General features: G+C 71.4%; 19 protein-coding genes. 16 read left to right on the top strand and 3 right to left on the bottom strand.

Translation table 11 applies throughout. From position 1 onward, the window contains the following. Positions 1-4 precede the first annotated feature (4 nt). The 4 genes from BJ958_RS15980 (at position 5) to BJ958_RS15965 (ending at position 4,453) form a co-directional block, all read left to right on the top strand. A complete protein-coding gene (locus BJ958_RS15980) occupies positions 5-937 on the top strand; it encodes an ABC transporter permease subunit (RefSeq protein WP_179727923.1) in 933 nt (310 codons plus the stop codon). After that, on the top strand, positions 934-1,713 hold the full coding sequence (locus BJ958_RS15975; RefSeq protein WP_273516428.1) for an amino acid ABC transporter ATP-binding protein: 780 nt from the start codon (positions 934-936) through the stop codon (positions 1,711-1,713). The genes BJ958_RS15980 and BJ958_RS15975 overlap by 4 nt, the downstream gene beginning before the upstream one ends. Positions 1,714-1,826: 113 nt before the next feature. Continuing rightward, a complete protein-coding gene (gene kynU, locus BJ958_RS15970; RefSeq protein WP_179727922.1) occupies positions 1,827-3,107 on the top strand; it encodes a kynureninase in 1,281 nt (426 codons plus the stop codon). After that, on the top strand, positions 3,104-4,453 hold the full coding sequence (locus tag BJ958_RS15965; RefSeq protein WP_179727921.1) for an FAD-dependent monooxygenase: 1,350 nt from the start codon (positions 3,104-3,106) through the stop codon (positions 4,451-4,453). The genes kynU and BJ958_RS15965 overlap by 4 nt, the downstream gene beginning before the upstream one ends. Positions 4,454-4,471: 18 nt before the next feature. On the opposite strand, the gene BJ958_RS15960 is transcribed toward BJ958_RS15965, so the two are convergent. Beyond that, positions 4,472-5,401, bottom strand: coding sequence for a LysR substrate-binding domain-containing protein (locus BJ958_RS15960; protein WP_179727920.1), 930 nt, complete (start codon positions 5,399-5,401; stop codon positions 4,472-4,474). 83 nt (positions 5,402-5,484) lie between these two features. On the opposite strand from BJ958_RS15960, the gene BJ958_RS15955 reads away from it, so the two are divergent. Genes BJ958_RS15955 through BJ958_RS15930 form a run of 6 tightly spaced genes read left to right on the top strand, consistent with a single transcriptional unit; the run spans position 5,485 to position 10,525 of the window. Further along, positions 5,485-6,954: a 2-hydroxymuconic semialdehyde dehydrogenase gene (locus BJ958_RS15955; protein WP_179727919.1), complete on the top strand. Its 1,470-nt coding sequence runs from the start codon at positions 5,485-5,487 to the stop codon at positions 6,952-6,954. After that, positions 6,951-7,742: a 2-keto-4-pentenoate hydratase gene (locus BJ958_RS15950; RefSeq protein ID WP_218865790.1), complete on the top strand. Its 792-nt coding sequence runs from the start codon at positions 6,951-6,953 to the stop codon at positions 7,740-7,742. The genes BJ958_RS15955 and BJ958_RS15950 overlap by 4 nt, the downstream gene beginning before the upstream one ends. A 52-nt stretch (positions 7,743-7,794) precedes the next feature. Next, positions 7,795-8,589, top strand: a complete 795-nt coding sequence (locus tag BJ958_RS15945; protein ID WP_179727918.1) for a fumarylacetoacetate hydrolase family protein — start codon at positions 7,795-7,797, stop codon at positions 8,587-8,589. Further along, the gene (locus BJ958_RS15940; protein WP_179727917.1) at positions 8,586-9,023 is read left to right on the top strand and encodes a RidA family protein; all 438 of its coding nucleotides are present in this window, start codon (positions 8,586-8,588) and stop codon (positions 9,021-9,023) included. The genes BJ958_RS15945 and BJ958_RS15940 overlap by 4 nt, the downstream gene beginning before the upstream one ends. Continuing rightward, entirely contained in the window at positions 9,020-9,541 is a 522-nt protein-coding gene (locus BJ958_RS15935; RefSeq protein WP_179727916.1) for a 3-hydroxyanthranilate 3,4-dioxygenase, read from the top strand. The genes BJ958_RS15940 and BJ958_RS15935 overlap by 4 nt, the downstream gene beginning before the upstream one ends. 3 nt (positions 9,542-9,544) lie before the next feature. After that, entirely contained in the window at positions 9,545-10,525 is a 981-nt protein-coding gene (locus BJ958_RS15930) for an amidohydrolase family protein (protein ID WP_179727915.1), read from the top strand. 43 nt (positions 10,526-10,568) lie between these two features. On the opposite strand, the gene BJ958_RS15925 is transcribed toward BJ958_RS15930, so the two are convergent. After that, entirely contained in the window at positions 10,569-11,732 is a 1,164-nt protein-coding gene (locus tag BJ958_RS15925) for a CaiB/BaiF CoA transferase family protein (RefSeq protein ID WP_179727914.1), read from the bottom strand. 204 nt (positions 11,733-11,936) lie between these two features. On the opposite strand from BJ958_RS15925, the gene BJ958_RS15920 reads away from it, so the two are divergent. Continuing rightward, on the top strand, positions 11,937-13,073 hold the full coding sequence (locus BJ958_RS15920) for an acyl-CoA dehydrogenase family protein (protein WP_218865789.1): 1,137 nt from the start codon (positions 11,937-11,939) through the stop codon (positions 13,071-13,073). Between the two features lie 26 nt (positions 13,074-13,099). On the opposite strand, the gene BJ958_RS15915 is transcribed toward BJ958_RS15920, so the two are convergent. Beyond that, positions 13,100-14,581, bottom strand: coding sequence for a PucR family transcriptional regulator (locus BJ958_RS15915; protein WP_179727912.1), 1,482 nt, complete (start codon positions 14,579-14,581; stop codon positions 13,100-13,102). 133 nt (positions 14,582-14,714) lie between these two features. Between BJ958_RS15915 and BJ958_RS15910 the strand changes: the two genes are divergently transcribed. Genes BJ958_RS15910 through BJ958_RS15890 form a run of 5 tightly spaced genes read left to right on the top strand, consistent with a single transcriptional unit; the run spans position 14,715 to position 19,167 of the window. Continuing rightward, positions 14,715-15,866 carry an ABC transporter substrate-binding protein gene (locus tag BJ958_RS15910; protein ID WP_179727911.1) on the top strand — a complete coding sequence of 384 codons (1,152 nt, stop codon included), beginning with the start codon at positions 14,715-14,717 and terminating at the stop codon, positions 15,864-15,866. A 7-nt stretch (positions 15,867-15,873) separates the two neighbouring features. Continuing rightward, positions 15,874-16,737: a branched-chain amino acid ABC transporter permease gene (locus BJ958_RS15905; RefSeq protein WP_179727910.1), complete on the top strand. Its 864-nt coding sequence runs from the start codon at positions 15,874-15,876 to the stop codon at positions 16,735-16,737. Next, positions 16,734-17,645, top strand: coding sequence for a branched-chain amino acid ABC transporter permease (locus BJ958_RS15900; protein ID WP_179727909.1), 912 nt, complete (start codon positions 16,734-16,736; stop codon positions 17,643-17,645). The genes BJ958_RS15905 and BJ958_RS15900 overlap by 4 nt, the downstream gene beginning before the upstream one ends. Continuing rightward, the gene (locus BJ958_RS15895) at positions 17,642-18,463 is read left to right on the top strand and encodes an ABC transporter ATP-binding protein (RefSeq protein WP_179727908.1); all 822 of its coding nucleotides are present in this window, start codon (positions 17,642-17,644) and stop codon (positions 18,461-18,463) included. Before BJ958_RS15900 ends, BJ958_RS15895 begins: the two co-directional genes overlap by 4 nt. 20 nt (positions 18,464-18,483) lie before the next feature. After that, on the top strand, positions 18,484-19,167 hold the full coding sequence (locus BJ958_RS15890) for an ABC transporter ATP-binding protein (RefSeq protein WP_218865787.1): 684 nt from the start codon (positions 18,484-18,486) through the stop codon (positions 19,165-19,167). Positions 19,168-19,270: the final 103 nt, after the last annotated feature.

Genomic DNA, 19,270 nt, shown 5'->3' with positions numbered 1-19,270 from the left:
TGCCGTGGACGTCGAACGGATCGCGCAGCCGGTCGACGCCGGTCGCCTCTCCCTGCGGGGAGAGGACGACCGGCGCTCGGTCGCCATCAAGGCCCGCCGCCGGCCCCGCTGCGGCCAGTGGCTGACGGCGCTCGTCGCGCTGGTCGTCCTCGCCTCCCTGGTCCGCACCCAGGCCCGCAACCCCAATCTCGACTGGGGCGTCACGGGTGAGTACCTCTTCCACCCGATGATCCTCGACGGGATCAAGGTGACCCTGCTGCTCTCGGTGCTGAGCATGGTCATCTCGATCGCGGTCGCGTTCGTCGTCGCGATGCTGACGCAGAGCCAGAACAAGGTCGCCGCGCTGATCGGTCGCGCGTACGTGTGGTTCTTCCGGGGCGTGCCGATGCTGGTGCAGGTCCTGCTCTGGTTCAACATGGCGGTGCTGTTCCCGACCATCCTCGGCAAGGACACGAACACACTCATCTCGGGGTTCACGGCCGGGCTGTGCGCCCTCTCGCTCGCCGAGTCCGGCTACATGGCCGAGATCATCCGCGGCGGCATCCTGTCGGTCCCGCCCGGCCAGACCGACGCCGCCGTGAGCATCGGGCTCACCCGGCCCCAGGCGCTGCGCCGCATCGTGCTCCCACAGACGATCCGGGTCATCATCCCGCCGACGGGCAACCAGTTCATCGGGTTGCTCAAGGCCAGCGCGCTGGTCTCGGTCATCGGCGGCAGCGACCTGCTGACCAAGACCCAGCTGATCTACGGCCAGAACTTCAAGATCCTGCCGCTGCTGGCCGTCGCGACCATCTGGTACCTGGCCCTGGTCAGCATCGCGTCGGTCGGCCAGCACTTCCTCGAGCGTCACTTCAGCGCGTCGGCCGGACACCGTCGGGTGGCCGCCAGGAGCAGGCAGCGCGCCGGCGTGCGGCGTACCGGAAAGGCTGTCGCATGAGCACCTCGACCACGACCCGGACGATGCTCAAGGTCGAGGGTGTGCACAAGTGGATGGGCGACAACCACGTGCTTCGCGGCGTCGACCTCCAGGTGCGCCAGGGCGAGATCGTCTGCATCCTCGGACCGTCGGGCTCGGGCAAGAGCACACTGCTGCGCTGCATCAACCACCTCGACCCGGTCGACGGCGGCATCGTCGAGGTCGGCTCGGAGCGGGTCGGCTACGAGATGAGGCGAGGCGTGCTGTACGAGCAGGGCGAGCACGCCGTCGCTCGTGCCCGGCGCCGGATCGGGATGGTGTTCCAGCACTTCAACCTGTTCCAGCACATGACCGCGCTGGAGAACGTCACCTACGGACCGGTGAAGGTCCTCAGACAGCCGAAGGCCGCGTCGGTGGCGAGGGCGCGTGAGCTCCTCGCCACGGTCGGCCTCGCGGAGAAGGAGGGCTCGTACCCCTCGCAGCTCTCCGGCGGCCAGCAGCAGCGGGTGGCCATCGCCCGCGCGCTGGCGATGCAGCCGCAGCTGATGATGTTCGACGAGCCCACCAGTGCGCTCGACCCCGAGCTGGTCGGCGAGGTGCTGGCGGTCATGAAGCGGGTCGCCGAGGATGGGATGACCATGATCGTCGTCACCCACGAGATCGGCTTCGCCCGCGAGGTCGCCGACCGGGTCGTCTTCATGGACCAGGGCGTCGTCGTCGAGGAGGGCACCGCCGCCGAGGTCCTCGACAACCCCCGCCACGAGCGAACGGCGAGCTTCCTGCGCCGCGTGCGCTGAACACGCCAGGCATGTCCGCGCGGGCATACCTGACCCGGAAAATGGCATTGGACGGACATAGCAGGCCGTTCCTACGCTCGGTTCCGGCGGACAACAGACGAGTTTGGAGAGTCATGGATTCCTACCCCGCACCGACCGAGCGGGATGCGCTGGCGCTCGACGCGTCGGACACCGAGGGCTCCCTGCGCGAGGAGTTCCTGCTGCCGCCGTACGGCGACGGGCAGATCGCCTACTTCGCCGGCAACTCGCTGGGCCTGCAGCCGGCGGCCCTCGCCGAGCGGCTCGGCGAGGAGCTGGCCGACTGGGCCCAGCTCGGCGTCGAGGGGCACCTCGAGGCACGGCGCCCGTGGGTGTCGTACCACGAGCTGCTCCGCGAGCCCGCAGCGCGGCTGGTCGGTGCCCGGCCGCACGAGGTCGTCATGATGAACTCGCTGACGGTCAACCTGCACCTGCTGATGGCGTCCTTCTACCGTCCCGAGGGCGACCGCACGCGGATCGTCATCGAGGACACGACCTTCCCGAGCGACAGCTACGCGGTCCGCAGCCAGGCCGCGTGGCACGGCCTCGACCCGGACAAGACCGTCGTCCGCCTCAAGCCGCGGGCAGGCGAGGACAACCTGCGCAGCGAGGACGTCGCCGCCTTCCTCGAGGAGGAGGGGAGCACCGTCGCGCTGGTGCTGCTGGGCGCCGTCAACTACTACTCCGGCGAGCACCTCGACCTCGAGCTGATCACCAGGGCCGGCCACGCGGCCGGCGCGATCGTCGCCTTCGACCTGGCCCACGCGGCTGGCAACGTCGAGCTGAAGCTCCACGAGTGGGGCGTCGACTGGGCGGCGTGGTGCACCTACAAGTACGTCAACAGCGCGCCCGGTGCCGTTGCGGGCGCCTACGTCCACGAGCGCCACCTCCAGGACCGCTCGATCCCGCGGCTCGAGGGCTGGTGGAGCACCGACCCGTCGGTGCGCTTCCAGATGGCACCGGAGGTCACCCCCCAGGCGACCGCGGACGCCTGGTCGATGTCCAACCCGCCGATCCTGGCCATGGCGCCGGTCCTGCTCAGCCTCGAGATCTTCGACCGGGTCGGCATGGCGACGCTGCGCCGGCGCAGCCAGCGACTCACCGGCTACCTCGAGTCGCTCCTCGACACCCTCGGCGCCAGCCACTTCGAGGTCATCACGCCGCGGGACCCCGCCCGTCGGGGATGCCAGCTCTCGGTCCGCTCGCACCGGATCGACGTCGGTGAGCTCGCCGAGACCCTGCGCAGGGACTTCGGCGTGATCGCCGACGCCCGCCAGCCGGACGTGATCCGCCTGGCGCCGGTGCCCCTGTACTCGACCTACCACGACTGCTGGCGTGCGTACGACGCGCTGCGCCGGATCCAGGAGTCCTCGTGACGACGAACAAGGCGACCAGGAGCAAGGACGTCACCCTGGTCGGTGCCGGTCTGGCCGGCTGCCTGCTGGCGACGCTCCTCGGCCGCCGCGGGTACGACGTCACCGTGCTCGAGCGGCGTGCCGACCCCCGGCGGGCCGGTGCCGAGCGCGGCCGGTCGATCAACCTCGCGCTCTCCGCGCGCGGCCTCGACGCCCTCGAGCGGGTCGGCCTTCGCGAGGAGGCCCTGGCCGCGGCGCTGCCGATGCGGGGCCGGATGGTCCACCCCGTCACGGGAAGCCCGAACTTCCAGTCCTACAGCGCCGACGGCACGCGGGCGATCAACTCGATCAGCCGCTCCGGCCTCAACGAGGCGTTGCTCGACACCGCCGAGAAGACCCCCGGCGTGACGGTGCTCTTCGAGTCGCGTGTCGAGGCGGTCGACCTGGAGCGGGGCGTGGTCACGGTCGCCCGGCCGGACGGCGTCCAGGAGCTGGCTGCGTCGATCGTCCTCGCCTGCGACGGCGCCTACAGCGCCACCCGCCGCGCCGTCCAGTTCCGCGAGGGCACGAACTATGCGCAGGACTTCCTCGAGCACGGCTACAAGGAGCTCACCATCCCGGCGCGCGACGGCGACTTCGCGATCGACCCGACGGCGCTGCACATCTGGGCACGCGGCGGCTCGATGATGATCGCCCTGCCCAACCTCGACAAGTCCTTCACCTGCACCTTGTTCTGGCCCAAGGACGGTCCGGGCGGGCTCTCCTCGCTGAGCACCGCCGCGCAGGTGCGGGCCCACTTCGCGCGGGAGTACCCCGACGTCGTGGACCTGATGCCGACTCTCGCCGAGGACTACCTCGCCAACCCGGTCGGATCGCTGGTCACGGTGCGCGCCTGGCCGTGGACGGCGCACGGGGCGGCTGCCTCGGTGGCCCTGGTCGGGGATGCGGCCCATGCGATCGTGCCGTTCTACGGGCAGGGCGCCAACTGCGCCTTCGAGGACGCGATCGAGATCGACACCCTGCTCGACAGGCACGACGGGGACTGGTCGCGGGTGCTGCCGGCGTACGAGAAGGCGCGCAAGCCCAACACGGACGCCATCGCGGCGATGGCGCTGCAGAACTTCGTCGAGATGCGCGACCTCGTGAACTCGCGGGTGCACCGCACCAAGAACACCGCGATGCACGCCCTGGAGCGGTGGTTCCCCTCGCTCGTGGTCTCGCGGTACGAGCTGGTCTCCTTCTCGACGGTGCCGTACGCCGAGGTGCTGCGTCGCACCCGACGGCAGGGCAGGGTGCTGACGACGATCGGGGCCCTGGGCGCGACCGCGCTCGGCGCGATCGCCGCGCGCGGCCTTCGCCGCCGCTGAGCCGCGCGGCCCGGAGGGTCACCGAGGGCGGGGGAGCGTGGCGGCCTCGACCCGGAGGTGGTCGAGCATCGCGCTGGCCGCCGGCGAGAGGGGCCGGTGCTTGGCCCGGGTCACGCCCACGGCTCGCCGGATCGAGGCCAGCGACGCGTCGAGCACCGTGAGCGCCGGATCGGCGAGGGCGATCAGCTCGGGCAGCACGGCGAGGGCGTCCATCGAGACGACGAGCTCGCGCAGGGTCAGGATCGTGGTGCACTCCACCCGGTTGACCGGCAGCTCGACCCCCTCGTGGACGAAGGCCTCCTCCAGCTCTCGCCGCAGCGTCGTCTGGCTGATGGGGAACACCCACGGGTACGGGGCGAGCTCGGCCAGCGTCGGCTCGTGCAGCAGCGCCGCCGGGTGCCCCTCCCGGGCGACCACGCGGATCGGCTCGCGGTAGAGCATGTGCTGCACGACGGTGGTCGGCGCGCCGCCCGTGAGGCGGCCGACCACGAGGTCGCAGTCGCCCGCCAGCAGGGCCGCCTGGAGCGCGTCGGGTGGGCCCTCCCGCACGACCACGGTCAGCTCGGGGTGCTCCTGCTTGAGGGAGGCGATCGACCGCGGGAGGAGCACGTTGGAGCCGGCGAGGTGGGTGCCGACGGTCACGGTGCCGAGGTCGGCGCGCGCGAGCTGCTCGATCTGGCGGTCCGCCTGCCGCAGCTGGGCGATCACGGCCCGCGCGTGCACGAGGAGCGACTCGCCGAACTGGGTCGGGGTCACTCCCCGACGTCCCCGCTCGAAGAGGTCGACGCCGAGGAGGTCCTCGACCTCCCGGAGCCCGCGGGTGACGACGGGCTGGGTGATGTGGAGCGCCTCGGCCGCACCGGCGAGACTGCCGGCGTCCTCGATCTGGACGATCAGGACGAGGTGGCGCAGCTTCAGCCTGCCGTCGAGGAGGCGATCCGTGACCATGGGGCCAAGGTATGCCCGGACGAGCATGGCTGGCGAGCGAAAGGGCATTGGACGGACATAGCTGACCTTCCTACGCTCGGCATGTGGTCAACGCAACAGCCCAGCGCCTGCAGAACTTCGTCGGTGGCGCGTACGTCGAGGGTGTCGCCTCCTTCGAGAAGCACAGCCCGGTCGACGGATCGCTCGTCGCCCTCGTGGAGGAGGCCGGGGCCGAGCAGGTCGGCGCCGCGGTCGCCGCGGCCCGGCGTGCGGTCGACGGCGCCTGGGGGCGCAGCACGGTCGCCGAGCGCGCTGCCCTCCTGCGCCGGATCGCGGACCGGATCGAGGCTCGCTTCGAGGAGTTCGTCGCTGCCGAGGTGGCCGACACCGGCAAGCCGCTGCGCCAGGCCCGTGAGCTCGACGTGGCCCGCGCGGTGGTCAACTTCCGCTCGTTCGCCGACACGGTCAGCGCCACCGGTCTCGACTCGTTCCTCACCGAGCTGGCCGACGGGCGTCGGGCGCTCAACTACGCGGTCCCGCGCCCGCTCGGCGTCGTCGCGATCGTCGTCCCGTGGAACCTGCCGCTGCTGCTGCTGACCTGGAAGGTCGCGCCCGCCCTGGCCTGCGGCAACGCGGTCGTGGTCAAGCCGTCCGAGGAGACGCCCTCGACCGCCACGCTCCTCGCCGAGGTCATCGCCGAGGCCGGTGCTCCGGACGGCGTCTACAACGTCGTGCACGGCTTCGGTCCCGGCTCCGCCGGCGAGCTGTTGACGACCCACCCCGACATCGACGGCGTCACCTTCACCGGGGAGTCGGCCACCGGGGCGGCGATCATGCGCGGCGTCGCGCCCTTCGTCCGCCCGGTCTCCTTCGAGCTCGGCGGCAAGAACGCCGCGGTCGTCTTCGCCGACGCCGACCTCGACAAGGCGGTGGCCGGCTTGGGGCGCTCGATCTTCACCAACACCGGCCAGGTGTGCCTGTGCACCGAGCGGGTCTACATCGAGCGCCCGGTGTACGACGAGGTCGTCGCCGGCCTCGTCGAGCACGCCCGGGGCCTGCGCCTGGGACGTCCCGAGGACGAGGCCACGACCACCGGACCGCTCATCTCCGTCGAGCACCGCGCCAAGGTCGAGCGCTACCTCGCGACGGCGGTCGACGAGGGGGCCGAGGTGCTGGTCGGCGGCGGCGTCCCGGACCTCGGCGCGGACCTCGCCGGCGGTGCCTGGATCGAGCCCACGCTGTGGGCCGGACTGCACCAGCAGGCACGAGCGGTCCGGGAGGAGGTCTTCGGCCCGGTCGCGGCACTGATGCCCTTCGACACCGAGGAGGAGGCCGTCGGGCTCGCCAACGACACCCGCTACGGCCTGGCCGCCGCCGTGTGGACCCGCGACCTCGAGCGCGGCCACCGCGTCGCCCAGCAGATGCGCGTGGGCATGTCGTGGGTCAACACCTGGTACCTGCGCGACCTGCGCTCGCCCTTCGGCGGCGTCGGCCTGTCCGGCATCGGCCGCGAGGGCGGGACGCACTCCCTGCACTTCTACACCGAGCCCACGAACGTGTGCGTGCAGCTGTGAACGACGACGACATCACCGACGCCGCCTGGCGGCTGGTCGACGCCGCACGCTGGGGCGAGCCGTGCGAGCCCGTGCGCGACCTGATCGACACCGACGACCTCGCGGCGGCCTACCGGGTCCAGGCGCTGGTCAGCCGGTACCGGGAGGAGAACGGACACCGGGTCGTCGGACACAAGGTCGGCCTGTCCTCGGCCCCGAGGCTTCACCTGGTCGGAGACAGCACGTCCGGCATCGGCACCCTCTTCGACGACATGGCGTACGGCGACCGCGAGCCGATCTCGCTCGACAGCCTGCTCCAGCCGAGGGTCGGCGTCGGGGTCGCGTTCGTGCTCGGGCGGGACCTCGACCTGGAGCGCCCGACCGTCGCCGACGTGATCCGGGCGACCGACTTCGTGCTGCCGGCGATCGAGATCGTCGACTCGCGGATCTTCGGCTGGGACGTCACGCCGGCCGAGGCCGTCGCCGACAACGCCTCGAGCGGGGCGTTCGTCCTCGGCAGCATCCCGCGCCCGCTGGCCGGTGTCGACCTGGTCGGCGCGACCACCGTGCTCACCGAGGTCGGCCGCGACGGCGACCTCGCCGGTGCGATCGCCGGCAACCCGATCGTCGCCGTCACCTCCCTCGCGCGTGCGCTCGCGGCGAGGGGTGTTGCGCTGCGAGCCGGTGACGTGGTCCTCTCCGGAGCGGTCGGACAGGCTGTCCCCGTCATCGGCCCGGGAGCCTTCCACGCGCGGATCGCCGGTCTCGGTGAGCTCACCGCGACCTTCGTGGAGCGGGAGGCGGCATGACGACGTGGCGCCCGCGCCGCCCCCACAGCACGCACCACATCGAGGAGGACACGTGAGCGACATCGCCGAGCTGGCCGATCGGCTCGACCGGGCCCGGACCGGGCGTGCGCCCATCGTCCAGCTGACCGCCGGCACCGAGGTCGACCTGGAGTCCGCGTACCTCGTCCAGCGCGAGGGCATCGCCCTCCGGGTCGGGCGCGGGGAGCGGGTCGTCGGAGTCAAGCTGGGCTTCACCAGCAAGGCCAAGGCCGAGCAGATGGGCGTCTCCGACGTCATCCTCGGCGTGATGACCGCGCAGACGCAGACCGAGGACGGCGGCGAGATCGACCGGAGCCGCTTCATCCACCCGCGGGTCGAGCCGGAGATCGCGCTGCTCCTCGGTGCCGACCTCGATCCGGCGGCGCCGGCGGACGAGCAGCTCGCGGCCGTCGCACAGGTCGCACCGGCGCTCGAGATCATCGACAGCCGCTACCGCGACTTCCGGTTCTCGCTCGCCGACGTCGTCGCCGACAACACCTCCGCCGCCGGATTCGTGGTCGGGGAGTGGCGCGACCTCGCGACGGTCCTCTCCGACCTCGATCTCGCCGACCTCGAGGTGACCCTCGAGATCGACGGCGAGGTCGCCGAGACCGGCTCCACGGGCGACATCCTCGGCGACCCGCTGCGTGCCGTCGCCGCGGTCGCCCGACTGGCGTCGCAGCACGGCGTCCCGGCGCCGGCCGGATCGATCATCCTCGCCGGAGCCGCCACGGCCGCTGCCCCCCTGCCCGACCGGGCGGGGGCGCAGGTCGTGGCCACCGTGGCCGGGCTCGGCAGCGTGTCCTGCACGATCGGGGGCGCACGATGAGCGAGGCGCACCTGGTGGCCGGGAAGGCGACGCCTCGGGGGCGCTTCCCGCACGTGAAGGTCGCAGGCGGCTTCGCCTACGTGTCCGGGACGAGCAGCCGGCGACCGGACAACACCTTCGACGGCGTCGAGGTCGACGACCTCGGTGTCACGAACCTCGACATCCGGGTGCAGACCCGGGCCGTGATCGAGAACATCCGCGACATCCTCGCCGCCGTCGGAGCCGGCCTCGAGGACCTGGTCCAGGTCACGACGTACCTGGTCAACATGAACGACTTCGGCGGCTACAACGAGACCTACGCCGAGTTCTTCGACCACGACGGTCCGACCCGTACGACGGTCGCGGTCCACCAGCTCCCGCACCCGCACCTGCTCATCGAGATCCAGGCGGTCGCCTGCTTGCCCGGCACCGCGGACCGGAAGGACGACGCATGAACATCCCACCCGTCTTCAACTTCGAGAAGTGGGTCGCCGAGCACGAGCACCTGCTCAAGCCGCCGGTGAACAACCGGCAGATGTGGGAGCCGATGGGCGACTTCATCGTGCAGGTGGTCGGCGGCCCCAACCAGCGCACCGACTTCCACCTCGACCCCTACGAGGAGTGGTTCTACCAGGTCAAGGGCAACATGCACGTCAACCTGATGACCGACGAGGGCCCCGTCCGCGTCGACATCCGCGAGGGCGACATGTGGATGCTCCCGCGCAACGTGCACCACTCGCCGCAGCGCCCCGAGGAGGGGTCGATCGGCATCGTGATCGAGCGGATCCGCGAGGAGGGCACGCTCGAGAAGTTCGTGTGGTTCTGCGAGTCCTGCCACCACCAGGTCCACGAGGTCGAGCTCCAGGTGCGCGACATCGTCGCCGACCTGCCGCCCGTCTTCGAGCAGTTCTACGCCTCCGAGGAGGCGCGCACCTGCACGAGCTGCGGTGCGCTCCACCCCGGAAAGGGCTGAGCCGTGGGCGGCACCGTCGACGTCCACACCCACTACGTCCCCCGTGGCTGGCCGGACCTCGGCCCGGGACAGCCCTGGCTGCGGATCGACTCCGAGCGCGACGCGATGATCCTCGTCGGTGACTCCGAGTTCCGGCGCGTCCAGGACGACTGCTGGGACGCCGGGGTGCGGCTCGCTGACATGGACGCGGACGGCGTCGCCCGGCAGGTCGTCTCGCCGACGCCGGTCTTCTTCTCCTACGACCTGCCCGGGGCCGAGGCTGCCGCCGTCTGCCGGATCTTCAACGACCTGGCGCTGGAGATCTGCGCGCCCGGCGGTGAGCGCCTGGTGCCGTTCTGCCAGGTCCCGCTCCAGGACCCGGACCTGGCGTGCGTCGAGCTCGACCGCGCCGTCGCCGCCGGGCACCGGGGCGTCGAGATCGGCAACCACGTGGGTGATCGCGACCTCGACGACGCGGGCATCATCACCTTCCTCCAGCACGCCGCCGACTCGGGAGTCCCGGTCTTCGTGCACCCCTGGGACATGCACACCTCGCCCCGGCTGGACCGGTGGATGGCGCGATGGCTGGCCGGGATGCCCGCCGAGACCCATCTCTCGGTGCTCGCGATGATCCTGGGCGGCGTGTTCGACAAGGTGCCGGACTCGCTGCGGATCTGCTTCGCCCACGGCGGCGGCTCGTTCCCCTTCTGGCTGGGGCGCTTCGAGAACGCCTGGCACCGCCGCGGCGACGTCATCGCCACCTCGGCACAGCCGCCCTCGGCGTACGTCGACCGGTTCAGCGTCGACAGCGTGGTCTTCGACCCGCGGGCGCTGCGCACCCTCGTCGACACCATGGGCGTGTCCCAGGTGATGGTCGGCAGCGACTACCCCTACCCGCTGGGAGAGCGCCCGGTCGGCAAGGTGGTCGACGACGCGGACTTCCTCAGCGAGTCCGACCGTGCCGCCCTGCGCTGGGGCAACGCCTCCCGGTTCCTGGGGTCCTGACTCGTCCTGCCCGAGGTGAGGCCGCCGTGCTGCGCGAGGTCCGTCAGGCCTCGACGCGGACGACGTCGAGCCAGTCCGCCAGGACGGTGTCGCGGTCCGCGCCCAGGTCCGGGCTGGAGGCGGTGACCGTGGCGCGCCCCTCGCCCGAACCGGGGAAGCGCAGCGGCTGCGTGAGGAAGGGTGTCCGTCCCAGCACCGGGTGCTCGAAGTGGTCGACCAGCCCGCGGTGCGTCGCCTGCTCGCTGGCGAGTGCCTGAGCCAGGTCCCAGATCGGCGCCGCGGGCACTCCCGCCTCCTCGGCCCGGGCGACGGCCTCGTCGGTCGTCAACCGGGTCGACCACGACGTCGCGAGCTCCTCGATGTCGACCCGGTGCGCGGTCCGGGACCCGTCGTCCGCGAAGCGCGGATCGTTCGCGGCCTCCGGGTGACCGACGAGCGTGCAGAACCGTGCGAACACGCTGTCGTTGGCCACCGCGATCGCGACCAGTCCGTCCTTGGACGGGTAGGTGTCGAAGGGTGCGGAGACGGGGTGCCGGTTGCCGACGCGGCCCGGCAGCGCACCGGTCGCGGTCAGGATGCTCATCGCGGTGACCTGCAAGGAGACGAGCGAGTCGAACATCGCGACGTCCACGTGACGCCCGACGCCGGTCCGCTCGCGCTCGAAGAGTGCGGCCGTGACGCCCCAGGCGGCGTGGAGGCCGGCGATGACGTCGCCGACCGACTCGCCCACCCGGGTCGGTCCGCCCTCCGCGGTCCCTGTGCCCTCCATCAGGCCCGACATGGCCTGGACCACCAGGTCGTAGGCCGGGGCGTGGGCGAGCGGACCGTCCTGGCCGAAGCCCGAGATGCTGGCGTACACCAGGCGCGGGTTGATCGCGCTCAACGCCGCGTGGTCGATGCCGAGCCGCGTCGCCACGCCCGGGCGGAAGTTCTCGACCACCACGTCGGCGGCGCGGGCCAGATCCAGCAAGGTGGCGTGGTCGTCGGCGTCCTTCAGGTTCAGCGCGATGCTGCGCTTGCCGTGGTTGAGCTGCGCGAAGTAGACGCTCTCGCCGTCGCGGAAGGGGCCGAGGTGCCGGGCGTCGTCGCCGTGGAGGCCCTCGACCTTGACGACGTCGGCGCCCAGGCCCCTCAGCAGGGAGGTGCAGTAGGGGCCGGCCAGCACCCGGCTCAGGTCGAGCACCTTCACGTCGGTCAGCAGCGGCATCGTCGTCCTCCTCGTCGTTCCTCAGGGATCCCGGGGCGATCCGTACGACCGTCCCGAGCGCGGCAACCGTAGGAACCGGCCGTCCCGGCAGGCCATGTTCAAGTGCCCAATCATTGCGTTTCGTGTCGGGCACTTGCACATTGCGTGAGTCCCGTCACGAACGGGTGAATGGGTGCCGCACCGGTCCCCGTCGAAAGCGAAGCCATGTACCTCCTCGATGACGTCCACCACGAGCTCCGCGCCGCGGCGCGCCGCGTCAGCACCGAGAAGCTGGCGCCCCGCGCCGCCGCGGTCGACGAGGCCGCCGTGTTCCCCCAGGAGAGCTACGACGTCCTGGTCGCTGCGGGCCTCCACGCGCCCGGCATCCCCGAGCAGTACGGCGGTGACGGCGTGGACGCGATCGCCTCCGCGATCACCGTGGAGGAGGTCGCCCGGGTCTGCGCGTCCAGCTGCGCGATCATCACCTCCAACAAGCTGGGCGTGGTCCCGCTCCTGCACTACGCCAGCGAGGACCAGCGGCAGCGGTACCTGCCCGAGATCGCGTCCGGCGAGGCGTTGATGGCCTACGCGATCAGCGAGCGCGAGGCGGGCAGCGACGTCGCGGCCATGCGCACGAGCGCGCGGCTCGACGGTGACTCGTGGGTACTCAACGGCGTGAAGACGTGGATCACCTCGGCCGGGATCGCCCGCTACCTCGTGGTCTTCGCGGTGAGCGACCCGGGCCAGGGCTCGCGCTCGCTCTCGGCGTTCATCGTGCACGCCGACGACCCGGGCATCTCCTACGGCGAGCCGGAGCGCAAGATGGGACTCAAGGGCTCCGTCACCCGCGAGGTCTACTTCGAGAACTGTCGCGTCCCCGTGGACCGCCTGATCGGCGAGCGGGGCCGGGGCATGCGGGTCGCGCTCGGGACCCTCGACCACACCCGGGTCTCGATCGGGGCCGAGGCGGTCGGCATCGCCCAGGGTGCGCTGGATGCGGCGGTCGCCTACATCAAGGAGCGCCGGCAGTTCGGCCGGGCGATCGCCGACTTCCAGGGCATCCAGTTCATGGTCGCCGACATGGGCATGAAGGTCGAGGCGGCGCGGCAGATGGTCTACGCCGCGGCCGCGCGCAGCGAGGCGGGCAGCGATGACCTCACCTTCTTCGGTGCGGCCGCCAAGTGCCTGGCATCGGACACGGCCATGGCCGTGACGACCGACGCGGTGCAGCTCCTGGGTGGATACGGCTACACCCGGGACTTCCCGGTCGAGCGCATGATGCGCGACGCGAAGATCACGCAGATCTACGAGGGCACCAACCAGATCCAGCGGGTCGTCATGGCTCGCCACCTGCTCGCATGAGCACGCAGCCGGGCCCGCGGGGCGGGCTACGAGCCGGAACCCCCCGCCGCGTCCAGCGCGGCGAGCGCGAGGGCGAGCTCCATGCGGTCCGTGAGTCGGTCGAGATCGCGGCCGAGGAGCTGCTCGACCTGCTCCAGCCGGTAGCGAAGCGTGTTGCGGTGGATCACCATCGCAGCAGCGGTGGCGCTGGGGACGCAGTCGTGGGCCAGGTAGGTGCGCAGGGTGAGAAGCAGGTGGTTGCCGGCCTGGTCGTCGCGATCGAGCAGCGGGCCGAGGACCTCCTGCCCGAGCTCCGCGAGCGGCAGGTCGAGGTTCCCGAGGAGGAGCCCCGTGAGCGACAGGGGCGCGGAACGGCCCACCCCGTCGGGCACGGCAGCCTGCCTGGCCTCGTAGTAGCCGAGTCGCAGGCCGGCCACCCCGCGACGCGCAGCGCCCAGCCCGATCGCAGGCTGGTGGCGCGCTCGGAGCAGCTGCTCGCGCAGATCGTCCGCCACTGCGGCGGCGTCGACTCCGTCGGGCACGACGACCGCGACCGCATCCTCCAGGAGTGCGGTGGGAAGGGCGTCGCCCTCGCGCGCGAGAACCGATCGCAGCTCCCACGGCACGCGGCGGAGCCGGTCGGGGCTGTCGTCCAGCAGCGCGACGACCATGGTCTGGGCCGCGTCGGCCTGGACGCCCAGCCGCCGCAGTCGGTTCCGTGCCGCGTGGTCGGAGACCAGGCCGTGCAACACGTCCTCGAGGACCTGGCCGAGCAGCTCCCGGCGGCCGGTCAGGAAGGCCTGCTCGCGGGCCAGCTCCAGGCCCAGCACCGTGGCGGCGAACGGAAGCACGCCTGCATGGGTCGGAGCCGGGACGGTGTGCAGGACGGCCACCGGGACGTCGTCCACGAGGACCTCGGACGACGCGGAGCTCCCCTCCTCGGTGTCCTCGCCCGCCACCGGGGTCCAGCGCGAGCTCTTGGGCGAGCGATGCAGGACGTGCCCGCTGGGCTCGGCCAGGACCACTGCATCGAGGCCGAGGCGGCGGCGCAGCTCGCCGAGCATGCCGTCGATGCCGCGTCGGGACAACAGCTCCCGGACCAGTCGGTCCTGCACCTGGAGATTGGTCTGCACCGCGGCATAGGTCTCGGCGTAGATCTGGTCGGCCAGCCAGTGGCTGATCGCGATGAAGGGCACCTCGACCGGCGAGACGACGAGGGGCAGCCCTGCGTCCCGCGCCGCGGCGACCAGGTGCGCGGGCGGCTCGTCGTGGACCAGGCCGATCCCGAGGCAGATCGCCGTGACCGGCACCGCGGCGAGGCGGGTCGCCAGGTCGTGCCACTCCTCGGGAGAGCGGTCGAGCAGGGCGGTGGTCATCACCAGTTCCTGGCCGCGCAGGAACGGCACCGGGTCCGGGAGCTCGGTCGTCGAGAGCCAGCTGATCGGCTGGTCGGCTGCGCCCTCCGGAAGGACGACCGCCCGCACCTGCAGGTTGGGCTCGTCGAGCAGGTCGCGCAGCACCACGGGCATGGCCGCATTGTGCCGGACGGCGATCGCCACTGAAGGAGGACAGCGGTCGCGGCGGTGTGCCTCGACCGGTCGGGACGTCGACCCAGACGTCCCTCAACCCGGGTCGTCCGCGACCTCGAACAAAGGAGTACGCATGCGAATCCGCTCTGTGATGGCTGGCACGCTCGTCGCGCTGCTGGCCGCGACGACCGCCTGCTCGGGAGGTGAGTCCGGCGGCGACACGCTCAAGATCGGCTTCTTCGCGCCATCGTCCGGGTTCGGGTCCTCGGACGGACGCAGCGCCCTGGCCGGCGCGAAGCTCGCCGTCGCCCAGGCGAACGCGGACGGTGGCATCGACGGCAGGAAGGTCGAGCTGATCACCTACGACGACGCCAGCGACCCCAAGCAGGGCGCCGTGATCGCGACCAAGCTGGTGTCCCAGGACCGGGTCGTCGCGGCGGTCAGCGGTTCCTACAGCCCGCAGACCCTCGCGGCGGCGACCATCTTCCAGCGGAACGAGGTCCCGCTCGTGTCTGCGTACGCCGTCAACCCGGGCATCCCCGAGACCGGCGACTTCGTCTTCCAGCAGGACTTCGACGGTGAGGTGCAGGGCCGCGCCGGCGCCGTCCAGCTCGCCCAGGACGGGGTGAGGAAGCCCGCGATCATCGCGATCGACAACGACTTCGGCAACGCACTCGTGGACGGGTTCAGCGACCAGGCGGAGGAGAGCGGGCTGGACGTCGTCTCCGTCGACAAGAACGAGTTCGGTGAGAAGGACTTCGACTCGATCGTTCGTCGCGCCGTCGACGCCGGCGCCGACGCGATCTACCTCGTCCAGTACGTCGCGGAGGGAACCCAGTTCTTCCGCGCCCTGCGGAAGTCCGGCGTGGACCTGCCCGTGCTGAGCACCGAAGGCATCGACTCGGCCGGTTTCCTCGAGTCGATCGGCGACCTCGCCGACGGCACGAAGATCACCACCAACCTCAACCGCGACGCCGACGCGACGGCGACCACGACCTTCCTGGCGGACTTCGCCGAGGCCAACGACTTCCCTGCGGACATGGTGGCCGCGTCGTCGTACGACGCCGTGAAGCTGATCCTCGATGCCGCCGAAGCATCGGGGACCAGCGCGGACGACATCCGCAAGGGGCTGGTCGGCACCTCCGACCACGCCGGTGCCACCGGCACCCTGGCGAAGTTCACCGACGGGCGGCAGGTGGTCAAGCCCGTGCAGGTTCTCCGGTTCGAGGGCGCGAGCCTGGTGTCGGTCGGCGAGATCACCGACCCGGCCGTCATCACTCCGTGAGCTGCTGATGGAAACCACAGTCGACGGACTCGTCATCGGGTCCCTGTATGCCTTGGTCGCGCTGGGGCCGTGCCTGGTCTACGGGTTGCTGCGCGTGCTCGACATCGCGAACGCCGCTGCCCTGACCCTCGGTGGCTACCTCGTCCTCGTCCTCGCCGAGCGCGCCGACAGCCCGTTGCTGGGCGTGCTGGCGGGCCTGGCCGCGGGCGCCGTGCTCGGTTGGGTGGTCCAGCGCTGGATCTACCGGCCGATCCTCGACCGCGGGCCGATCGTCACGCTCGTGACCGGAATCGGGCTCTACATCGTGGCCACCGAGCTGTTCCGCCTGGTCTTCGGGCCGTCGCAGCGCAGCGCCCACGTCGAGCTTCCGTTGCCCGACCTCGACCTCGGCGGCGTACGGCTCGAGGGCATCGACGTCGTGGTGCTGTCGGTGACCGTCAGCGTGATCGGCGCGACCTGGTACGTGCTGACCAGGACGCGGAGCGGCGTCCTGTGGCAGGCCGTCGCGCAGGACCGGAACGTGGCAGGTGCGGTGGGCATCAACGCCCCTCGGGTCATCGCGGCCGTCTTCGCGGTCGGGTACCTCCTGTCGGCACTTGCCGGTGCGCTGCTCTCGGTGAAGTACGACGCGGTCTACCCGACCCTGGGTGACATCCCTGCCTACAAGATGCTGGCGATCATCATCCTCGGCGGCCTCGGGAGCCCTGTCGGCACGATCGTGGCAGCCCTGCTCATCGGACTCGTCGAGTCGTGGGTCGTGGCGTCCTTCGGGTTCGCCCTGCCCCGCGACGCCATCGCGTTCGTGGCGCTCATCGTGATGCTCCTGAACCGGCCACAGGGCCTGATCCCGTCCCGGGTGGTGAAGGCATGACCTACGCGATCGTCGTGGCGGTGACCGCGATCTTGATGGCCAGCGTCGTCGTGAGCCTGAACCTGACGGCAGGCTATGCCGGTCAGCCGAACCTCGCGCAGAGCGCCTTCTTCGGTCTCGGTGCCTACTTCGCCGCGGTGCTCTCGGTCGAGCACGGCATGTCCTTCTGGTCGGTGCTGCCCGTGGCAGCACTGGTCGCGGGGCTCGCGGGGGCGGTCCTCGGGGCGATCAGCCTGCGGCTGCGCGAGGACTTCTTCGCGATCACGACCGTCGGCCTGAACTTCGTGGTGGTCGCGCTGTTCAAGAGCGTCGACTTCTTCGGTGGGGCCACAGGGATCTACGGCCTCCCGCTCCCGGTGCTCGGCAGCACGGCGTTCACCAACGACCACTTCCTCGTGCTGTCAGTGGTGCTCCTCGCCGTCGTCGTCCTGGTCGCCAGGATCGTGCGGGACAGCTGGTACGGCGGCATGTTGATGGCGATCCGCGAGGACGAGCTGGTGGCAGCCTCGCTGGGAGCACCGGTGGCGCTCTTCAAGGCGTCGGCGTTCGCGTTGAGCTCCCTCCTGGCCGGTGTGGTCGGGGCCGTCTACGCCTTCTTCATCAGCAGCATCACGCCTGAGACCTTCGGCTTCAACCAGTCGGTGCTCCTGCTGTCGATGCTCATCATCGGTGGGATCGGGACCATCCGCGGGGCCATCGTCGGCGCCGTCCTCCTGACCCTGGTCCCCGAGCTCTTCCGGTTCGCCTCGGACTACCGCAACCTCGTCTACGGCGTGTTCCTGGTGCTCGTGCTGAGGTTCCAGCCGCAGGGACTCGTCGGGGACGACAGCTGGCTGGCCCGCGGTGTGTCCGGGCTGCTGCGTCGCCCGAGTCCGTCGCTCCCGACCCCGAAGGAGGTGGCCCGATGAGCGCGGGCAGGCGCGAGGTACCGCTCGTCGAGGTGCGCGGGATCGGGGTGCGCTTCGGAGGGCTCCAGGCGCTGGACGAGGTGTCCTTCGCGGTGGGGCAGGGGGAGTTCGTCTCGGTGATCGGCCCCAACGGGGCCGGCAAGTCGACCCTCTTCAACGTGATCTCCGGCGTGCAGAGGCCGACCTCGGGGGAGGTGCTCTTCGACGGCGAGCCGGTCCGCAGGTCACGCCCCGACCTGGTCCACGCCCGTGGCGTGGGACGGACCTTCCAGGTCGCGCGGCCGATCGGCTCGCTGACGGTGCGGGACAACGTGCTGCTGGGTGCCGGTGGTCACCGGTTGCGCGGCGTGCTCAGCAGCCTGCGGCCCCGGTCGCGCGACCGCGCGCTGCAGCTGCGGGTCGACGAGCTGCTCGAGCTCGCCGGACTCACGGCGGTCGCACACCGTCCGGCCTCGGAGATCAGTCCCGGTGACCTGCGCCGGATGGAGATCGCGCGGGCCCTGGGCGACGAGCCGCGGCTGGTCCTCCTCGACGAGCCTGCGGCCGGGGTCGGCTCGGACGGGCTGACCCCGCTCGCAGAGCTCCTGGGGAGGATCCGGGAGCGCGGGGTCGCGGTGCTCCTCGTCGAGCACTACGTCGGGCTGGCGCTGTCCCTCTCGGACCGGGCTGTCGTCCTCAACCGCGGCCGGCTGCTGGCCGTGGGCGACCCGGACGAGATCCGCGGCAACCAGGCCGTCATCGACGCCTACCTCGGGACGAAGCGGTCCCGAGCCGACGGCGGCGTCCAGCAGTCGACAGGAAGCGAGCACGAGGGATGAGCCGGCTGAGCATCGAGAACGTGAGTGCCGGATACGGACGGAGCGCCGTCCTGCACGGCGTGAGCCTGGCCGTCGAGTCCGGGGAGTTCGTCGTCGTGCTCGGCTCCAACGGGGCGGGCAAGTCGACGCTGATGCAGGTGGTCATGGGCCTGCTGCCGCTGACCGGCGGCAGCGTGCGGCTCGGCGGCGTCGACCTCGCAGCCCTGCCTGCGCACGCGCGGGTCCGGCACCGCGTCGCCTACGTGCCCGAGGGGCGGCGGGTGTTCCCGGCGCTCACCGTCGAGGAGAACCTGGTCGCCGCCTGGCGGCCGCCGGGGCGCGACCAGGCCGAGGCCCTGGACCGGCAGTACGCGACGTTCGAGCGGCTCCGCGAGCGGCGCCACCAGCTCGCCGGCACCCTCTCCGGCGGGGAGCAGCAGATGCTCGCGCTCGCGCGAGCCCTGATCAGCGAGCCGGAGCTGCTCGTCGCGGACGAGATCTCGCTGGGTCTGGCCCCGATGGTCGTGGAGGAGCTCTTCGAGGTGTTCGCCGATCTCAACCGCGCGGGAACGGCGATACTCCTGGCCGAGCAGAGTGCGGTGCTCGCGCTCGAGTTCGCCAGCACGGCGCACGTGATGGAGACGGGGCGGATCACCCTCTCGGGCGCGGCCGCCGACCTCGCGGACGATCCCCGGGTCGCTGACGCCTACCTGCGGATGAGCTGAGCCGCCCTCGGGCCGGCACGTCAGCACGGGCGAGTCGTGGGTGGCCCGTGCTGACGTGTCGTGCGGGCCCGGGGGACAGCGACCCCCGTGACCGACCCCGATG

Origin of the sequence: Nocardioides kongjuensis, assembly GCF_013409625.1 — a bacterium.
GTDB classification, from domain to species: Bacteria; Actinomycetota; Actinomycetes; order Propionibacteriales; family Nocardioidaceae; genus Nocardioides; species Nocardioides kongjuensis.
The sequence above is the reverse complement of the archived record's forward strand: the minus strand, read 5'-3'. Positions and strand labels throughout refer to the sequence as shown.